The sequence below is a fragment of the Pseudomonas tumuqii genome (assembly GCF_013184545.1).
Taxonomy (GTDB): Bacteria; Pseudomonadota; Gammaproteobacteria; order Pseudomonadales; family Pseudomonadaceae; genus Aquipseudomonas; species Aquipseudomonas tumuqii.
Genome location: NZ_JAAOJA010000005.1, coordinates 315895 through 334257, shown reverse-complemented (window position 1 = coordinate 334257; position 18363 = coordinate 315895). Strand labels below are relative to the sequence as shown.

17 protein-coding genes are annotated in these 18363 nt (G+C 67.3%); 10 read left to right on the top strand and 7 right to left on the bottom strand.

What is annotated here, in order from left to right; translation table 11 throughout:
• Positions 1–23 precede the first annotated feature (23 nt).
• From G9C89_RS12405 to norR, 4 genes are all read right to left on the bottom strand, one after another.
• A complete protein-coding gene (locus tag G9C89_RS12405; RefSeq protein ID WP_172148301.1) occupies positions 24–2501 on the bottom strand; it encodes an FtsX-like permease family protein in 2478 nt (825 codons plus the stop codon).
• A gap of 1 nt (position 2502) precedes the next feature.
• Positions 2503–3165, bottom strand: coding sequence for an ABC transporter ATP-binding protein (locus G9C89_RS12400; protein ID WP_172148299.1), 663 nt, complete (start codon positions 3163–3165; stop codon positions 2503–2505).
• A gap of 95 nt (positions 3166–3260) precedes the next feature.
• Positions 3261–3539 (bottom strand): hypothetical protein, encoded by a 279-nt coding sequence (locus tag G9C89_RS12395; RefSeq protein ID WP_172148297.1) that lies wholly within the window; start codon positions 3537–3539, stop codon positions 3261–3263.
• A gap of 270 nt (positions 3540–3809) precedes the next feature.
• Positions 3810–5360 carry a nitric oxide reductase transcriptional regulator NorR gene (gene norR, locus G9C89_RS12390; RefSeq protein WP_172148295.1) on the bottom strand — a complete coding sequence of 517 codons (1551 nt, stop codon included), beginning with the start codon at positions 5358–5360 and terminating at the stop codon, positions 3810–3812.
• 213 nt (positions 5361–5573) lie between these two features.
• Here norR and hmpA point away from each other — a divergent pair, with 213 nt between their 5' ends.
• Positions 5574–6755, top strand: coding sequence for an NO-inducible flavohemoprotein (gene hmpA, locus G9C89_RS12385; protein ID WP_172148293.1), 1182 nt, complete (start codon positions 5574–5576; stop codon positions 6753–6755).
• A gap of 90 nt (positions 6756–6845) precedes the next feature.
• Here the strand turns inward: hmpA and G9C89_RS12380 are convergent, their stop codons facing one another.
• On the bottom strand, positions 6846–8069 hold the full coding sequence (locus tag G9C89_RS12380) for a CaiB/BaiF CoA transferase family protein (protein ID WP_172148291.1): 1224 nt from the start codon (positions 8067–8069) through the stop codon (positions 6846–6848).
• A gap of 108 nt (positions 8070–8177) precedes the next feature.
• A complete protein-coding gene (locus G9C89_RS12375) occupies positions 8178–9356 on the bottom strand; it encodes an acyl-CoA dehydrogenase (protein ID WP_172148289.1) in 1179 nt (392 codons plus the stop codon).
• A 193-nt stretch (positions 9357–9549) separates the two neighbouring features.
• Here G9C89_RS12375 and G9C89_RS12370 point away from each other — a divergent pair, with 193 nt between their 5' ends.
• From G9C89_RS12370 to G9C89_RS12330, 9 genes are all read left to right on the top strand, one after another.
• On the top strand, positions 9550–10458 hold the full coding sequence (locus tag G9C89_RS12370; RefSeq protein ID WP_172148287.1) for a LysR family transcriptional regulator: 909 nt from the start codon (positions 9550–9552) through the stop codon (positions 10456–10458).
• A 545-nt stretch (positions 10459–11003) separates the two neighbouring features.
• Positions 11004–12125: a Re/Si-specific NAD(P)(+) transhydrogenase subunit alpha gene (locus G9C89_RS12365; RefSeq protein ID WP_172148285.1), complete on the top strand. Its 1122-nt coding sequence runs from the start codon at positions 11004–11006 to the stop codon at positions 12123–12125.
• A 12-nt stretch (positions 12126–12137) separates the two neighbouring features.
• A complete protein-coding gene (locus G9C89_RS12360) occupies positions 12138–12467 on the top strand; it encodes an NAD(P) transhydrogenase subunit alpha (protein ID WP_172148275.1) in 330 nt (109 codons plus the stop codon).
• A gap of 2 nt (positions 12468–12469) precedes the next feature.
• A complete protein-coding gene (locus G9C89_RS12355; RefSeq protein WP_172148273.1) occupies positions 12470–13921 on the top strand; it encodes an NAD(P)(+) transhydrogenase (Re/Si-specific) subunit beta in 1452 nt (483 codons plus the stop codon).
• Between the two features lie 436 nt (positions 13922–14357).
• Positions 14358–14573 carry a DUF1127 domain-containing protein gene (locus tag G9C89_RS12350; protein ID WP_172148271.1) on the top strand — a complete coding sequence of 72 codons (216 nt, stop codon included), beginning with the start codon at positions 14358–14360 and terminating at the stop codon, positions 14571–14573.
• A gap of 244 nt (positions 14574–14817) precedes the next feature.
• Positions 14818–15024: a DUF1127 domain-containing protein gene (locus G9C89_RS12345; RefSeq protein ID WP_172148269.1), complete on the top strand. Its 207-nt coding sequence runs from the start codon at positions 14818–14820 to the stop codon at positions 15022–15024.
• Between the two features lie 96 nt (positions 15025–15120).
• Positions 15121–15438 (top strand): DUF2388 domain-containing protein, encoded by a 318-nt coding sequence (locus tag G9C89_RS12340; protein WP_172148267.1) that lies wholly within the window; start codon positions 15121–15123, stop codon positions 15436–15438.
• A gap of 142 nt (positions 15439–15580) precedes the next feature.
• Positions 15581–15901: a DUF2388 domain-containing protein gene (locus G9C89_RS12335; protein ID WP_172148265.1), complete on the top strand. Its 321-nt coding sequence runs from the start codon at positions 15581–15583 to the stop codon at positions 15899–15901.
• Positions 15898–17850, top strand: coding sequence for a DUF7844 domain-containing protein (locus tag G9C89_RS12330; protein ID WP_172148263.1), 1953 nt, complete (start codon positions 15898–15900; stop codon positions 17848–17850). The genes G9C89_RS12335 and G9C89_RS12330 overlap by 4 nt, the downstream gene beginning before the upstream one ends.
• Positions 17851–17892: 42 nt before the next feature.
• Here the strand turns inward: G9C89_RS12330 and G9C89_RS12325 are convergent, their stop codons facing one another.
• Complete coding sequence (locus G9C89_RS12325; protein WP_172148261.1) at positions 17893–18297, bottom strand: GFA family protein; 405 nt, start codon at positions 18295–18297, stop codon at positions 17893–17895.
• Positions 18298–18363 lie beyond the last annotated feature (66 nt).

The following is an 18363-nucleotide window of genomic DNA, read 5'->3' as shown; positions in this document are numbered from 1 at the left end:
CTCTCCCGCGCTTCCACGCGGCGCTAACGTTCATCGGCGAAGCTGCGCAACAGCGCCGCCGGGGTGCTGCGGCCGAGTTGCCAGAGCGGCCAGGCGGCGGCCAGCAGGGTGGCCAGCAGCGCCAGGCCGAACAGCTGCAGGAGCTGGCCAGGAAACACCTGCAGCGGCAGGCGCCAGCCGAAGGCCTGCACGTTGATCACCGCAACCAGGCACCAGGCCAGCAACAGGCCCAGCGGCAGCGCCAGGAGCAGGGTAAGCACGGCCAGCAGCAGGGTCTGGCCGAGGCTGAGCCAGGCCAGTCGTGTGCGCCCGACGCCCAGCGCCCAGAGCGGCGCCAGCTGGCTGAGGCGGGTCTGGCCGAGGGTCAGCAAACTGATCAGCAGCGCCAGCGCGGCCACGCCCAGGGTCAGGCTGTTGAGCGCGGCGGTGGCGGCGAAGGTGCGCTCGAATACCCGGCCCGACCAGGCCTTGAGCGCGGCCTGGTCGATCACCCGGCTGTCGTCCAGGGCGAATTCTTCCTGCAGCGCCTGGATCAGTGCCGGCACCTCTGCGGCCGGCAGGCGCAGGCTGAAACTGCGCGGCGCCAGCCCCGGCCAGTGGCGCTGCAGGCCCGCCGCCTCGACCAGCAGGTGCCCCCTGGGATTGCCGTAGTCGGCATAGATGCCGAGCACCTCCAGCTCCCAGGCACCGCTCGGCGTCGGCAGGCGCAGGCGTTCGCCCAGCTGCAGGTCGAGGCGCCGCGCCAGTTGTTCGCTGAGCATCAGGCCCTGCTGCCGCTGCAGGCGCTGCCAGGCCTGGGCACTGGCGCTCAGCAGCGGCCAGTGCTCGCGGTAATGCGCCTGCGCGCGGATGCCGGTCAACTGTGCCGGCCAGCCCTGCAGTTGCAGCTCGACCCGCCAGCTCGGCAGCAGCGCGCGCACCTGCGGCTGCCCGGCCAGCCAGGCCTCGATGGCCGCGGCCTGGCTGGCGTCGACGGGCATCAGGTAGAGCTCGGCGGCCAGGCGCTGGTCGAGCCAGCCACTGAAGGTCTGGCGAAAGCCCGCGGTCATGCTACCGACGCCGATATTCGCCGCCAGCGCCAGCAACAGGGCCATCAAGGCCAGCGCCAGGCCCGGCAGTTGCTGGCGGCTGTCGGCGACGAACCACTGCGCCAGCGGCGTGCGGCAGTGCGGCAGCCACGCCTCGAGTAGCAGGTTGAGGCCCACCGGCAAGGCCAGGGCCGCGCCCAGCAGCAGGGCGGCGAGCAGGACGAAGCCGAGCGCCAGGCTGTCACCGAACAGCAGCGCGAACAGCGCCACACCGCCGAGCAGCGCCGCCAGCCAGCCCTGACGGCGCAGCCAGCGCGCCTGGGCCTGTTGCCAGGCCTCGGGCTGAGCCAGGGCCAGCAGCGGCAGGCGCGCGGCGCGCAGCAGACTGCCGGCGCCGGCCAGCAGCGCACCGAGCAGGCAGACCAGCAGGCCGCCCAGCCACCAGTGCGGCGCCAGGCTGAGGCGTCCGGCCACCTCGGCGCCATACAGGCTGCGCAGGCTGGCGGCGACATCCGGCAGCAGCCAGGCCGCCACGGCATAGCCGCTGAGCAACCCGGCGACGCCAGCAAGCAGCGCCAGCGCGCCGAGTTCCATGACCAGGGCGACCAGCAGGCCGCGCAGGCTCACCCCGCAAGTGCGCAGGTTGCGCAGCAGCACCCGGCGCTGCTCCAGGGCCAGACCGATGGCGGCATGGACGATGAACAGGCCGACGACGAAGGCCAGCAGGCCGAGGGCGCTGAGGTTGAGGTGGAAGCTGTCGGTGAGCTGGGCCAGATCGGCCCCCTCATCGCCGCGCTGCAACACCAGCTGCGCGGCCAGCGCCGCTGGCAGCGGTGGTGCGGCGCGGGCGAATGCGGCTGGCAGCAGCAACCGCGAGACCTGGCCGGGGGCGTCGAGCAGACGCTGGGCCACGCCAATGTCCACCAGCAGCACGCCGGGCGCCAACTGCGGCCACACCGTCAGCGGCGGCAGGCGCTGGCCGGAGGCGCTGAGCGGCTGCGCGCCGGCTTGCAGGCCAAGTTCGGCCAGGGTCTCGGCGGCGATCCAGCTGCGCCCGGGGCGCCCGAGAAACGCCGTCAGCTCCAGGCGTTCGAAGGGTTGCCCGGCCAGCGCGCCGCCGGCCGGCAGGGTCAATGGCTCGATGCCGATCAGTTGCAGGCGCTGTTCACCCTGCCCGTGCAGGCGCAGGCGCCCTTGCAGCAGTGGCGAGACCGGCCAGCCGGCGCGACGCAGTTCGATGAAGTGCTGCTGGGCAAACCAGCCGCCATCGCGGGCGACCAGGCTGTAGCGCTCGGCGCCGCCGAGCAGCTGACTGGCACGGGCATAGCTGTCGCGGGCCTGGCTGTTCAGCGCCTGCACCCCGGCCCACAGGCTGGTGGCCAGCCACAGGCCGGCCAGTACGCTGAACAACTGCAGCGGATGGCGCCGCCAGTGGCTGAGCAGGGCAGCCAGGGTCCAGTACAGGCGGCGCATCTCAGGCCGTCTCCAGCAGACGCCCGCCCTGCAGGCACAGGCAACGTTGCAGGCGGGCCGCCAGACTGGCGCTGTGGGTGACCATCAGCAAGCTGGTGCTGCTGCCGGCGAGCAACTCCAGCAGCAGCGTCAGCACCTCGGCGGCGCTGCGTTCATCCAGGCTGCCGGTGGGCTCGTCGGCCAGCAGCAGCGGCGGTCTCACCGCCAGCGCCCGGCCCAGCGCGACCCGCTGCTGCTGGCCGACCGAGAGCTGTTCGGGGTAGCGCCCAAGCAGGGCCGCCAGACCGAGGCGCTCGACCAGTTCGGCCTGCCAGTGCGGGTCATGCCGGCCGGCCAGGCGCGCCTGCAAGGCCAGGTTGTCGGCGACGCGCAGGCTGGCGATCAGGTTGAATTGCTGGAACACCAGGCCGATGCCGCCACGCCGCCACGCCGCCAGTTGCCCCTCATGCAGGTCGCCCAGCACGCGGCCGTCGACCTCGATACGCCCGGCGTCGGCCCGATCCAGCCCGGCCACCAGGTGCAGCAGGGTGCTCTTGCCGCTGCCGGACTCGCCCATCAGGGCCAGGCTCTGCCCCGTCGCCAGTTCCAGGTCGATGCCGCGCAACACCGGCAGCGCTCCCTGTGGCGTCGCATAGCTCTTGCACAGGCCCTGGACTTTCAGCATCGGTCTGCCACCTGAACGCGGGGGATGGTACCGCCAGGAAGCCCCAGGAACCCGGCCGGACCAGGGCGACTCGCCTCAGTAAAGCAAAGCAACCGTCACCTGCAGCAGTCGGCGTCGCCTTTCGGCACTGGCGCCGGTACCGGCTGCCGGCCGGGATCCTCGGTGCGCTCAGAGGGCGAGGCTTCGAGCGGCCGGGTACCGGCGTTCGGCTCGCTCAACGTCAGCAGGCGCTCGAACTCCTCCCGGCGGCCCTGCAGATGGCTGCGCGGCGCGTCGAGTCGGCCGCAGGCAGCCAGCGCACTGGCCGCACGCAGGTAAGCATTCAGGCGCCTGGCCAGATCGATTGGCAGGCGCTGGCTCTGCTTGCTGCTCATGCTGTCCCTCTCGCTATGCGGACGGATTGACCAGACGGCCCATACCAGGCCATGCAGCGAACCTGCCCGCCGCATGGGGCAAATCCACACTTCCCGCCTGCGCACCGGCCGTCGCGGCCTGCGCCACTGTTGCGCACACGGATTGCGAGCGCAGCTGAGCGCATTCGCCATGCCGTGGCTGCATCAGGCGCCCTCGGCTTGCTGGATCTTGTTCCAAGCTAGAGGTCCCGCAGCCAAACGGCATTGATTTACATCAAGGCATGCCGCGGATTACTTCAAGCCCAGGCGCCGAGCCAGACGTACCAGGTTGGCGCGATCCACCCCCAGCTCGCGGGCGGTGTCGGCCCATTTGTGCTGGTGACGCTGCAAGGCCGCGTCGATCAGCTGCTTCTGGTAGGCATCCAGGGCCTCGCGCAGCGGCACACCGCCGGCGGCTTCGGGCAGCGCCAGCGGCGGCGATTCGACAGCGCTGGCGCGCTGGGGCAGGTCCAATGCCTGAGTGTCGATGCTGAGGATGCGCGGCCGCTCGGCGCAGGCCGACAAGGCCTTGAGCGCGGCACGGCCGATCAGGTGCTCGAGTTCGCGCACGTTGCCCGGCCAATCGTGGGCCAGCAGGGCCTTCTGTGCATCGCCGGTCAGGCGCAGGCTGCGCAGCCCCAGGCGCGAGCGATTCTCCTCGAGGAAGTAGCCGGCCAGCAGCAGGACGTCGCGGCCGCGCTCGCGCAGCGCCGGGACTTTCAGCGGGTACACGCTCAGGCGGTGGTAGAGGTCGGCGCGAAAGCGCCCGGCGCGCACCTCCTCGGCGAGGTCGCGGTTGCTCGCCGCGAGCACCCGCACATTGACCCGGTGCTCGCGGTCCGAGCCGACCCGCTGCAACTGCCCGCTCTGCAGCACCCGCAGCAGCTTGGCCTGCACCACCACCGGCAGTTCGCCGACCTCGTCGAGAAACAGGGTGCCGCCGTCGGCCAGCTCGAACTTGCCGCTGCGCTCGTTGATCGCACCGGAGAAGGCGCCCCGCACGTGACCGAACAACTCGCTCTCGACCAGGGTCTCGGGCAACGCCGCGCAGTTGAGGCTGATCAGCGGTTGCATGGCCCGCGCCGACGCGGCATGGATGGCCTCGGCCACCAGTTCCTTGCCGACCCCGGTTTCGCCGCTGATCAACACCGTCAGCTCGCTGTCGCCGACCAGCGCGATTTCCTCCTGCAGGCGTTTGTGCAGCGGGCTCTGGCCGATCAGCTCGCGCGGCCGATGCTGGTCGGCAGCCTGCTTGTAGACCTCGGCCAGCCGATGCTCGTCCTCGACCCGGCGCAGCAACTGGGCGATGCGCTCATTGGCCATCACGGTGGCGGCGGCCAGGCTGGCGAACGCGGCCAGGGTGTCGAGGTCGACGCGACCGAAGCGCGCCGGGTCCAGCGAGTCGAGGGTCAGCAGGCCCCACACCTGGTCCTGCAGGTACAGCGGACAGCCCATGCAGTCATGCACCTCGAGGTGGCCGCGATGGCCTTCGACCAGGCCGTCATAGGGATCCGGCAGGCCGCAGTCCATGGCGAAGCGGGTCGGCCCGCGCTGGGCCAGCAACGCCTGCAGGCGCGGATGCTCGCCGACTTTGAAGCGCCGGCCGAGGGTGTCGGCGCTCAGGCCGTCGACCGCCAGGGGCACCAGCACCTCGCCCTCGAGCCTGAGCAAGGCCACCGCATCGCACGGCAACAGCTCGCGCAGGGCCAGCAACAGGCGGCGATAACGCTCGACTTCAGGCAGTTCGCGGGACAGATCGGCGACCAGCGGGATCAAGGCCGTCAGCAACGGATTTGCTGTCATAAAGACTACTCGAGGTCATTAGGACTCGGCTCTGCTTGCAGTCATAAAGACAGCAATGCATGCAAGTCATTGAAATTATTGGACTATAAAACTGGCACGAGTTGTGTAACAACCTAGGCACCATGAACTTAGCATGCCTGAGCGCGGCGGCCGAATGCTTCCCGATAATTGCCCGGCACGCCTCAGGCTGCACAGCCACCCAGGAACCACTCAATGCTCACTGCCCAACAACGCACCCTGATCAAGGCCACAGTGCCGCTACTGGAAACCGGCGGCGAAGCCCTGACCCGACATTTCTACCAACTGATGCTCGGCGAATACCCGCAGGTACGCCCGCTGTTCAACCAGGCGCATCAGGCCAGCGGCGACCAGCAACGCGCACTGGCCAACGGCGTGCTGATGTACACGCGCAATATCGACCGCCTGGAAGCGCTCGGCCCGCTGGTCGGGCAGATCGTCAGCAAGCATGTGTCGTTGCAGATCCTGCCCGAACATTACCCGATCGTCGGCAGCTGCCTGTTGCGGGCGATCCGCGAGGTGCTCGGCGCAGAGATCGCCACCGACGCGGTGATCGACGCCTGGGGCGCCGCCTATGGCCAACTGGCGCAGATCCTGATCGACGCCGAAGAGAGCACCTATGCCGCCAATGCCGAAGCCAGCGGCGGCTGGCGCGGCGCCCGCGACTTCCGGGTGGCACAAAAGATCGTCGAAAGCGAGGAGATCGTCTCCCTGCACCTGGTGCCGGCAGACGGCGGCGCGCTGCTCGACTTCCAGCCGGGCCAGTACATCGGCCTGCGCCTGCAACTGGATGGCGAGGAAGTGCGGCGCAACTACTCGCTGTCGGCCTGCGGCAATGGCCGCGAATACCGCATCAGCGTCAAGCGCGAGCCCGGCGGCAAGGCGTCCAACCACCTGCACGACCGGGTGCAGGTCGGCGACCGCCTGGAACTGTTCCCGCCGGCCGGCGATTTCGTCCTGCGCGAGTCGAGCAAGCCGCTGGTGCTGATCAGCGCCGGCGTCGGCATCACCCCGGCGCTGAGCATGCTCGAGGCCGCGCGCGATCACGGCCGGCCGATCCACTTCATCCACTGCGCCCGGCATGCCGGCGTGCACGCCTTCCGCGACTGGGTCGAGGCGCAGAGCGCGGCCCACCCGCAGGTGCAGCATTTCGTCTGCTACAGCGAACCGCGCAGCCAGGACCAGGCGCATGCCGAGGGTTTCCTGACCCGCGCGCAGCTGGCCGAGTGGCTGCCGGCCGAACGCGACCTGGACGCCTACTTCCTCGGCCCCAAGCCATTCATGGCCCAGGTGAAGAAGCACCTGCGCGAACTCGGCGTGCCGGAGCAGCAGAGCCACTACGAGTTCTTCGGCCCGGCCAGCTCGCTGGAGGCCTGAACAGCACTACCGATTCGCTGTCACCGGCCTGGGTGCGCCACATGTGTTTCGCCGGGGGACATGGGTAACGCCTGGTGCGCACAGCGCACCCTACAGCACCCCGGCCCGCCGCAGCTCGGCTATCTGCTCCAGACTCAAACCCAGCCATTGCTGCAACACCTGCTCGGTGTGTTCGCCGAGCAGCGGCGGGGCGTTGCGGTATTGCACCGGGGTCGCCGACAGGCGTATCGGGCTGGCCACCTGCGGCACGCTGCCGGCCAGCGGGTGCGGCAGCTCGACGCGCAGGCCGCGGGCCTGGACCTGCGGGTCGGCGAACACCTGCTGCAGGTCGTTGATCGGGCCGCAGGGCACACCGGCCTGTTCCAGGGCCGCCAGCCACTCGGCAGTGGTCTTGAACACGGTGGCCTGGCGGATCAGCGGGATCAGCTCGGTGCGATGGGCGACGCGCGCCTGATTGGTGGAAAAACGCGGGTCGGCGGCCAAAGCCGGAAGGCCGGCGACCTCGCAAAACTTGCGGAACTGCCCGTCGTTGCCGACCGTGAGGATGATGTCGCCGTCGGCGGTGGGAAAGTCCTGGTAGGGCACGATATTCGGGTGGGCATTGCCCAGCCGGCGCGGCGCCACGCCGGTGGTCAGGTAGTTCATCGCCTGGTTGGCCAGGCAGGCGACCTGCACGTCGAGCAGGGCCATGTCGATGTGCTGGCCTTGGCCGGTCTGATCGCGGCTGGCCAGGGCGGCCAGAATCGCCGCGCTCGAGTACAGGCCGGTGAGGATGTCGGTCAGGGCCACGCCGACCTTGACCGGCCCGGCGCCCGCCTCGTCGTCGGCGCGCCCGGTCAGGCTCATCAAGCCGCCCAGGCCCTGGATCATGAAGTCGTAACCGGCACGCTTGGCGTAGGGGCCGTCCTGGCCGAAGCCGGTGATCGAGCAGTAGATCAGTTTCGGGTTGAGCTCCTTCAGCGCGGCGTAATCGAGGCCGTAGGCGGCGAGGCCGCCAACCTTGAAGTTCTCGATCAGGATGTCGGCCTTGGCCACCATCTCGCGCACCAGGCGCTGGCCCTCGGCCTGGGTGAAATCCACGGTGAGCGATTGCTTGTTGCGATTGGCCGACAGGTAATAGGCGGCCTCGCTGGTGTTCTCGCCCTGGGCATCCTTGAGGAACGGCGGGCCCCAGTGACGGGTGTCATCGCCGACCCCGGGGCGCTCGATCTTGATCACCTCGGCGCCGAGGTCGGCGAGAATCTGCCCGGCCCAGGGCCCGGCGAGGACGCGGGAGAGGTCGAGTACACGGATATGCGACAGGGCACCGGACATGGATGCAGTTCCTTGAGTAGGGTGGATCGGGGCGCGTAGCTGACGCTTCACCCATCCACCATGGCAATGTCAGGTCGGTGGATGAAAAGAGCGTCATCCACCCTACGATCAGAAGAAAGCCTGGATCCCGGTCTGCGCGCGGCCGAGGATCAACGCATGGACGTCGTGGGTGCCTTCGTAGGTATTCACCACTTCCAGGTTGACCAGGTGGCGGGCCACGCCAAATTCGTCGCTGATGCCGTTGCCGCCGAGCATGTCGCGGGCCAGGCGGGCGATGTCCAGGGACTTGCCGCAGCTGTTGCGCTTCATGATCGAGGTGATTTCCACCGCGGCGGTGCCCTCGTCCTTCATCCGGCCGAGGCGCAGGCAGCCTTGCAGGGCCAGGGTGATCTCGGTCTGCATATCGGCCAGCTTCTTCTGGATCAGCTGGTTGGCGGCCAGCGGACGGCCGAACTGCTTGCGATCCAGGCAGTACTGACGCGCGGTGTGCCAGCAGTCTTCGGCGGCGCCCAGGGCGCCCCAGCTGATGCCGTAACGGGCGGAGTTGAGGCAGGTGAACGGCCCCTTCAGGCCACGCACATCGGGGAAGGAGTTCTCTTCCGGGCAGAACACGTTGTCCATGACGATTTCGCCGGTGATCGAGGCGCGCAGGCCGACCTTGCCGTGAATCGCCGGGGCGCTCAGGCCCTGCCAGCCCTTCTCCAGGACGAAGCCGCGAATCTCGCCGGCATCGTCCTTGGCCCAGACCACAAAGACATCGGCGATCGGGCTGTTGGTGATCCACATCTTGGCGCCGCTCAGGCGGTAGCCACCGTCGACCTTCTTCGCCCGGGTGATCATCGAGCCCGGATCGGAGCCATGGTCCGGTTCGGTCAGGCCGAAGCAGCCGATGTATTCGCCGCTGGCCAGCTTGGGCAGGTACTTCTGCTTAGTCGCCTCGTTGCCGAATTCGAAGATCGGCACCATCACCAGGGACGACTGCACGCTCATCATCGAGCGGTAGCCGGAATCGACGCGCTCCACTTCGCGGGCGATCAGGCCGTAGCACACGTAGTTCAGGCCGCTGCCGCCGTAGGCTTCGGGGATGGTCGCGCCGAGCAGGCCGGTGTCGCCCATCTCGCGGAAGATCGCCGGGTCGGTCTGCTCGTGGCGGAAGGCTTCCAGCACCCGCGGGGCCAGTTTGTCGGCGGCGAACTGCTGGGCGCTGTCGCGCACCATGCGCTCTTCTTCGGTCAGTTGCTGATCGAGCAGCAGTGGGTCGATCCAGTTGAAGCTTGCCTTGGCCATCGTGAAAACCTCGAGATAGGACGGGGGATAATCATCGCGGCCAGTGGCCGCGCCCACGGGGTGCATGGGATTGATCCTAGGCCGCATCGGCTCGCGGGGCAAACGAGGATTTCGCATGCTGTTGTGCTTTTTACGCACTCCGAGATAGCCTTGAGCGGCATTTAATCCAGAACAGAGTGAGAGTGCCGCACAGATGCGCCGCAAAATCCCCAGCACCACGGCCCTGATCGCCTTCGAGTCGGCGGCCCGCCACCAGAGCTTCACCCGAGCGGCCGAGGAGCTGGCCCTGACCCAGAGCGCCATCTGCCGGCAGATCGCCGGGCTGGAGGAGTTTCTCAATATCGAACTGTTTCGCCGCTCGCGGCGCGGGGTCCAGCTGACCGAGGCCGGCCTGTCCTACGCGCGCCGGGTCGCCGCGCAACTCGACGCGGTGGAACGCGACACCCTGGCGGTGATGGGCCAGCAAGGTGCCATGAGCATCGAGCTGGCGGTGGTGCCGACCTTCGGCACCCAGTGGCTGCTGCCACGGCTGAAGGATTTCCAGCGCCTGTACCCGCAGGTCACGGTCAACCTGACCAACCGCACCCGGCCGTTCCTGTTCGCCGATACCCAGTTCGATGCCGCGGTGTACTTCGGCGACGCCGACTGGTCAGGCACAGTCTCGCACCTGCTGATGCGCGAAAATCCGATGCCGGTGTGCAGCCCGGCGCTGCTCGCCGGGCAAAGCGGCCTGAGCGCCGAGCGGATCGCCGGCCTGCCGCTGCTGCAGCAAACCACCCGGCCCTACGCCTGGCGCCAGTGGTTCGCCTCGCTGGGGCTGAATGTGCCCCGGGACATGAGCGGGCCACGCTACGAACTGTTCTCCATGCTCGCCCAGGCCGCCATGCACGAGATGGGCGTGGCCTTGATTCCGCCCTTCCTGATTCAACGGGAGCTGGCCGAGGGCCGTCTGGTGCTGGCGCTGGACCATGCCTACAGCAGCGACAAGGCCTATTACCTGATGATTCCCGAACGCAAGGTGGAATCGGCGGCGCTGCAAAGCTTCCGCGACTGGCTGGTTCGGCAAGCGCGGGACTATGCCCGGGACAGTGGCCTGGAATAAACGACAGTAAGCGAAGCAACTGCCCGGGCGGCAACCCGCCAGACGCCGCGCCCGGTATTCCTGCCAGCGCTGGCAGACCCTTTCAGCCTGAGCAATTCAGGTCAAGCTGACTCCGTAGTCAGCAATGTCGACAACTACACTCTGCCGTCCGGCGTGGAACGCAGGCGTCCAATTTATTGCACAGAAAAGCCTGCATCACGCCCGGAATAGCAGGGCTGCACGCCCCGCCTGCCTGCGCAACCGCCATTTGATGGGCGACCATTCATGGCACCCATGCCGACGGGGCTGAAAATATCCGTCAGTGACCCTGGCGGCCAGGCCCGGCAAGCCTTTGCCGAAAATAATGGCTGACGAGTCGCTGAGTGACTTGTAGTTGTCGCAAGGTTTTACTCCCTAACGCCTTGAACGACTTATGCTGCGCCTGCAAAATGCCGCCCCGCCCGCAACATAGCTTCTGCTAGGGTGATTTGTGCTGATCCTCCCTTCGCCGGCGCGCCATCCGCAGTGCGCCGGTTCATTAAAAAAGATCACGCAGGAGATTTGACGTGCACATCGGTGTTCCTCTCGAAACCCATGCCGGCGAAACGCGGGTAGCCGCCACGCCAGAAACCATCAAGAAACTGGTCGGCCAAGGCCACCAGGTCACGGTGCAGAGCGGAGCCGGCGTCAGCGCCAGCATTCCCGACAGTGCCTTCGCCGCCGTCGGCGCGACCATCGGCAGCGCTGCCGCCGCCTTCGGCGCCGATCTGGTGCTGAAAGTGCTGGCCCCGACTGATGCCGAACTGGCCCACATGCAGACCGGCGCGGTGCTGGTCGGCATGCTCAACCCGTTCAGCAACGAGACCATCGTGCGGATGAATGCCCGCGGCATCACCGCCTTCGCCCTCGAAGCCGCACCGCGCACCTCGCGCGCGCAGAGCCTCGACGTGCTCTCGTCGCAGGCCAACATCGCCGGCTACAAGGCCGTGCTGCTGGCCGCCCACCACTACCCGCGCTTCATGCCGATGCTGATGACCGCCGCCGGCACGGTGAAGGCCGCCCGCGTGCTGATCCTCGGCGCCGGTGTCGCCGGCCTGCAGGCCATCGCCACGGCCAGGCGCCTGGGTGCGGTGATCGAGGCCTCGGACGTGCGTCCGGCGGTCAAGGAGCAGATCGAATCGCTCGGCGCCAAGTTCGTCGACGTGCCCTGCGAGACCGACGAGGAGCGCGAATGCGCCGAGGGCGTCGGCGGCTACGCGCGGCCGATGCCGGCGTCGTGGATGGCGCGCCAGGCCAAGGCGGTGCACGAGCGCGCCAAGCAGGCCGATATCGTCATCACCACCGCACTGATTCCGGGGCGCAAGGCGCCGACCCTGCTGCATGAGAGCACGGTGGCCGAGATGAAGCCGGGCTCGGTGGTCATCGACCTGGCGGCGGCGCAAGGCGGCAACTGCCCGCTGACCGTGGCCGAACAGGTGGTCGTCAGCAACGGCGTGACCATCGTCGGCTACAGCAACCTGGCGGCCATGGTGCCGGCCGATGCTTCGGCGCTGTACGCCCGCAACCTGCTGGATTTCCTCAAGCTGGTCATCGACAAGGATGGCCAGTTCCACCTCAACCTCGAAGACGACATCGTCAGCGCGTGCCTGATGTGCCGCGATGGCCAAGTCGTCCGTAACAACGGTTAATGGAGTAGGAACATGGATCTGATTTCCGATGGCATCTACAACCTGATCATCTTCGTGCTGGCCATCTACATCGGCTACCACGTGGTGTGGAACGTCACCCCAGCCCTGCACACCCCGCTGATGTCGGTGACCAACGCGATCTCCGCGATCGTCATCGTCGGCGCCATGCTCGCCGCCGCCCTGACCGTGACCCCGCTGGGCAAGACCATGGGCACCCTGGCCGTGGCCCTGGCCGCGGTCAACGTGTTCGGCGGCTTCCTGGTAACCCGGCGCATGCTGGAAATGTTCAAGAAGAAAGCGCCCAAGACGGTAGCCACCGGCGCGCTGGCGGAGAAGCACTGACCATGAGCATGAATCTGATCACCGTTCTCTACCTGTTCGCCTCGGTCTGCTTCATCCAGGCGCTCAAGGGCCTGTCGCACCCGACCAGCTCGCGCCGCGGCAACCTGTTCGGCATGCTCGGCATGGGCCTGGCCATCGTCACCACGGTCGGCCTGGTGTACAAGCTCGGCGCGCAAGTCAGTACAGAGGGCGGCGCCACCCAGGGCCTCGGCTTCGTCATCGTCGGCCTGCTGGCCGGCGGCTCGGTCGGCACCCTGATGGCCAAGCGCGTGGAAATGACCAAGATGCCCGAACTGGTCGCCTTCATGCACAGCATGATCGGCCTGGCCGCGGTATTCATCGCCATCGCCGCGGTGGTCGAGCCGCAGTCGCTGGGCATCGTTGCCGCCCTGGGCGATGCGATCCCGGCCGGTAATCGTCTGGAGCTGTTCCTCGGCGCGGCCATCGGTGCCATCACCTTCTCCGGTTCGGTGATCGCCTTCGGCAAGCTGTCGGGCAAGTACCAGTTCCGCCTGTTCAAGAGCACTCCGGTACAGTTCAAGGGCCAGCACAAGGTCAACCTGGCGGTCGGCCTGGCGATTCTCGGCCTCGGCCTGGTCTTCACCTTCACCGGCAACCTCGGCGCCTTCGCCCTGCTGCTGGCCCTGGCCTTCGTCATCGGCGTGCTGATCATCATCCCCATCGGCGGCGCCGACATGCCGGTGGTGGTGTCGATGCTCAACAGCTACTCGGGCTGGGCGGCCGCCGGGATCGGCTTCTCGCTGAACAACTCGATGCTGATCATCGCCGGTTCCCTGGTCGGCTCCAGCGGCGCGATCCTCTCCTACATCATGTGCAAGGCGATGAACCGCTCGTTCTTCAACGTCATCCTCGGCGGCTTCGGCGGCGCCACGGATGCCGGCCCGGCAGCCGGCAGCCAGGAGGCGCGCCCGGTGAAATCCGGCTCGGCCGACGACGCCGCCTTCCTCCTGAGCAACGCCGACACCGTGATCATCGTGCCCGGCTACGGCCTGGCGGTGGCCCGCGCCCAGCACGCGCTGATGGAGCTGACCGAGAAGCTGACCCACCGCGGAGTCACCGTGAAATTCGGCATCCACCCGGTGGCCGGACGCATGCCCGGACACATGAACGTGCTGCTGGCCGAGGCCGAGGTGCCCTACGACATGGTGTTCGAGATGGAGGACATCAACTCCGAGTTCGGCCAGGCCGACGTGGTGCTGGTGCTCGGCGCCAACGACGTGGTCAACCCGGCGGCGAAGAACGATCCGAAGTCGCCGATCGCCGGCATGCCGATCCTCGAGGCCTACAAGGCCAAGACCGTGATCGTCAACAAGCGCTCGATGGCCAGCGGCTACGCCGGCCTGGACAACGAACTGTTCTACCTGGACAAGACCATGATGGTCTTCGGCGATGCCAAGAAGGTCATCGAGGACATGGTCAAGGCCGTCGACTGACCGCTGCAGCGCATGACCAAACCCGGCCACAGCGTGCCGGGTTTTTTTCTGCGCGTAGCAACCCCGCCTTCTCGCCTTGCGACTGCTCTGCAGGGCCGCGTCACCGATACAGATCGCCGCCGCCCCACAACAGAATTGGATAAAAAGCTGAACCACAGATCAGCGATAACGGCCAATCAATTTGCAACTGTACCTATAGATAACCACTGCCTTTCTATTCAGTAGCAAGATAAAAAACTGTCTTGCGCGCTAAAGCGCGGCAATTCACTTATCACCGGTACAGCTAGCACAGAAAACAGCAAAACAGTTACTAAGCACACTATCTAATAGCTCAACAATTTAATCCAGCTGTGACTATTGCACCGGTTGCAAGAGGCGGAACATGGGCACCAAGCAAAACACTCTCTAGACCCGCCACAAGCGGAAGGATGACACCATGGGACGTACACTCAGTTCCGACCTGCTTTTCCAAACCAACTCCGCCAATGCCACCAGCGGTCTGCCGCTGCGCATGGTTGCCGCCCTGCTCACCTGGCAGCGCCGCATCGTCAGCCGCCGCCAACTGGCGCGCCTGGATGCCCGCCTGCTGGCCGATGCCGGCATCAGCGAGGCCCAGCGCCACGCCGAGTTGAGCAAGCCGTTCTGGCGTTAAGGCTGGCGGCGCAAGCCGCTGCACTCGCTCTGACAAACCCGTCCACGCCCAGCGTTGGCGGGTTTTGTCGTTATGTGCCGGCGCGAACAGCACAGCTTGTCGGGCAAGCCAGCAGAACAGTTTTATAAAAACAGCAACTGACCCAGTACACTTTTGCCTGGCTGTGACTGCCAGGCTAGCCAGTGGCGCGCGACCATGGATACCCATACCGCCACGCCCGCCCTGTACGGGAAGGATCATTGCCATGGAGCGCATTCTCAGCGACATTCCCGCAACGCTCGAGCAGTCAGCCAGCGGCCCGCTCGCCCGCCTGCGCGGCACCCTCAAGCGCTGGCAGCTGAATGTCCGCACCCGTCGCCAACTGGCCAGGCTGGATCCACACCTGCTGGCCGACGCCGGCATCAGCCCCGGCGAACGCCTGGCAGAACTGGAAAAACCGTTCTGGCGTTAAGCCAGCATGGTGTATCGACTGCCCCCTGAGCTAGGCTTGTCACAATGTGGTGTGGCCGATGGCCACGCCTTTGAAAGATGGCTCAGGAGTTTCAGGATGATCGCCTTGCGTGCACTTGGTTTTTCCGCTTTGTTGCTGCTGGCCACCGGCGCCACGGCTTCCAGTTTCGTCGCCACCACCGATACCCTGGGCGGCGCACTGATGGGCACATCGGACGCCACTTCCGATGCCAGCTCTTCGCTGCGTGACGACAAGCTCGTGTTGGCCGCCCGTAGCGACGCCGCCAGTTTCATCGCCAGCCAGGGCGCCATCCGCGGCGTGCAACTGGAAGCGGCGCTGCAGCACATCCGCCAGCAAGCCCCCGATCTGGCTGCCGACGATGAGCAACTGGCGCAGGCGATTCTAAGCCGCTGAAACACCGGCAGGCGGGCATGCAGCACGGCTTCAGGGCCGATGCAGCAGGCGTGCCTTGCCCTGCGTGGTTAGCCAGCCGTGCGCAGGAACTGTCCGCGCGGATAGTCTTCTAATCTTCATCATCTGCTTCCCGGAGATTGCCATGCATCGTTCCTTGCTCGTCGCCGTCGCCCTGCTTGCCTTGTCCGTCGGCAGTGCCCAGGGGCAAACCCTGGTCGCCACCAGCAATATCATCGTGCGTGCGTTGGATCGCACGTTCGACTTCACCTCGGATACCACGACCTCGGTGCGTGACTCGAAAATCGTCCTCGCCGCCCGTGACGATGCGGCCAGTTTCGTCGCCAGCCGGGGCGCGATCCGGGGCGCGCAGCTGGAAGCCGCACTCGGCACCATTCGCAGCCGCGTACCGGAAGCGCAGCAGGCCTCCGATCAGGTACTGGCCGAAGCCATTCTCGCCAGGTGAACCTGACCCGCGCCTGGCTGCTGGTACTTGTCCTGCTGACCAGCACCGGCGGCCATGCCGGATTACGCCTGGTGCTCGACAGCGATGCGCTCAGCCACAGCGAACGGCAGGCCAGCCGGCTGCTGCTGGATGAGGCGCTGGCGGCCCTGCCCGCGCTCTTCAAGCAACGCCTGGACCGGCGCGTCAAGGTGCGCTGGCGGCCCATGCCGGCCGAGGTCTATGGCCGCGCCGGCCGCTTCAGCGGTATCGAACTGAACAGCCAGCTGCTGCCTTCACTCAGCGCTGGCAGCGCCGCTACGCCGACCCAGCGCCCGCACGGCAACGTGCGCCGCGAGCTGCTGGCCACCCTGCTGCACGAGTTGACCCACCTCTACGATCGCGCGCAGCTCTGGCCAAAGGACGAGCAGCGCCTGTTGCAACGGTGCCGACTGCGCCTGGCCAGCCTCGGCCCGGTCGGCTTGCCCGATGCCTGCCGCGGCCAGACGGCGCGCCGTTTCACCCTCAGCGACAATCCGCGCCTGCTCGACCTGGCCGGCTGGCCGCAACAGGTCGGCCGGCGCGGCGCGCGCGAGTCGGCCAACGGCCAGGTGGCGCGCAGCCCGGATGTCTACGAGCTGAGCAACCCGCGCGAGTTCGTCGCGGTGAACATGGAGTACTTCCTCCTCGACCCCAGCTACGCCTGTCGCCGGCCCTCGCTGGCACGCCACTTGAGCGCGCATTTCGGCGGCTGGACAGCGGCCCGCCAGCAGCCCTGCGCCGACGCTTACCCCTACCTCAACGCCGGCCGCGATTTCGCCCGCCAGCCGCTGGGCACGCTCGACCCCGCCCGGGTCTACCAGATCGACTACCTGCTCGCCGAGGCCAACCAGGAATGGGCCAGCCGCTGGGGCCACAGCATGCTGCGCCTGGTGATCTGCGCCCCCGGCCGGCCGCGCGGGCCGGATTGTCGGCTGGATCTGGACGAGCACCTGGTGCTGTCCTACCGGGCCTTCGTCGGCGATCTGCAACTGTCCAGCTGGGACGGCCTGACCGGCGCCTACCCGTCGCGGCTGTTCGTCCTGCCGCTGGCCCAGGTGATCGAGGAATATACCAAGGTCGAACTGCGCAGCCTGGCCTCGGTGCCGCTGCAGCTCGAGCGCGCGCAACTGGAGCGACTGGTCACCCGTGCCGCCGAACAGCACTGGAGCTACGACGGCGACTACTACTTCATCTCCAACAACTGCGCGGTGGAAACCCTCAAGCTGCTCCGTAGCGGCAGCCAGAACCCGCGCCTGCAGGCGCTCGACAGCATCCTGCCCAACGGCCTGCTCGAGACCCTGGTGGCGCGCGACCTGGCCGATCGCAGCGTGCTCGACGACCCGCGCGAGGCCCTGCGCCTGGGCTATCGCTTCGACTCCTTCCGCGACCGTTACCAGGCCATGTTCAGGGTGCTGCAGCAGCGCCTGCCGATCGAACAGCACAGCGTCGAGGACTGGCTGGAACAGAGCGCCGAGGCCCGCCGCCCCTGGTTCGCCAAGGCCGACCTGCGCGCCAGTGCCGCGCTGCTGCTGCTCGAACAAGCGGCGCTACGCCGGCAACTGCTGCTGGCCCAGGACGAACTCAAGCGCCGCTACCTCAGCGGTCGCGCGGCCAAGGATCCGAGCCTGGACAAGGCCGGCGGTGCGCTGGAGCAGATTCTTGCCAACAGTGGTTTTCTCAGCCGCCCGGCAGAGCTGCTCGAGGGCGGCTACGGCCTGCCGCAGCGAGCCGAATGGCAGCGCCTGGAAGCCGAGAGCCGCAACCGCCAGCAGCAGCTGCGCCAGCTCAGCGACGACCTCGACCAGGAAGTGCGCAACCTGCTGGAGCCGACGCGCCTGGCCGAACTGGAGGCCAGCGAAGCCAACCTGGTGCAGCTTGGCGAACACCTGCGCGCGCTGCACAAGGCCAGCGGCGGCTTGATGCTGCCGTAGGGCATGCAGGACAACGGCGGTCAAGGCTTCGCCATGTCCGCCCTAGGGGATATGTTCCTGCTGCTCTTCGGGCAACTGCTCGTCCAGATGCAGCCAGGGCAAACGGCTCTGCACCCAGATATGCCGGTCCGCCGGTGCCAGCTCCGGCTGATCCAGGGTGGCGACGGTGATGTCCAGGGTCTGCGGACTGAGCGTGGTGAACAACGTCAGCTGCGCGCCGCAAGTCGGGCAGAAACTGCGCGTGCAACTGGCCGAGGAGGCGTACTGACCGGGGGTTCCGGCCAGCCAGCGGAAACTCGCCAGCGGCACGGTGAGCCAGGTGGTGACGATGCCGCCGCTGCTGCGTCGGCACACCGTGCAATGGCAGTGGGCGATATCGTTCAGGGGGGCAGCGAATTGATAGCGCATGGCGCCGCACTGGCAGCCGCCGCTGTGGATCTCGGTCATAAGCGCTCCTGGTGCAAGACAATAGGCAGGCCGGGACCAGTAAACAGGAGCGGCCCCGGCCAAGGC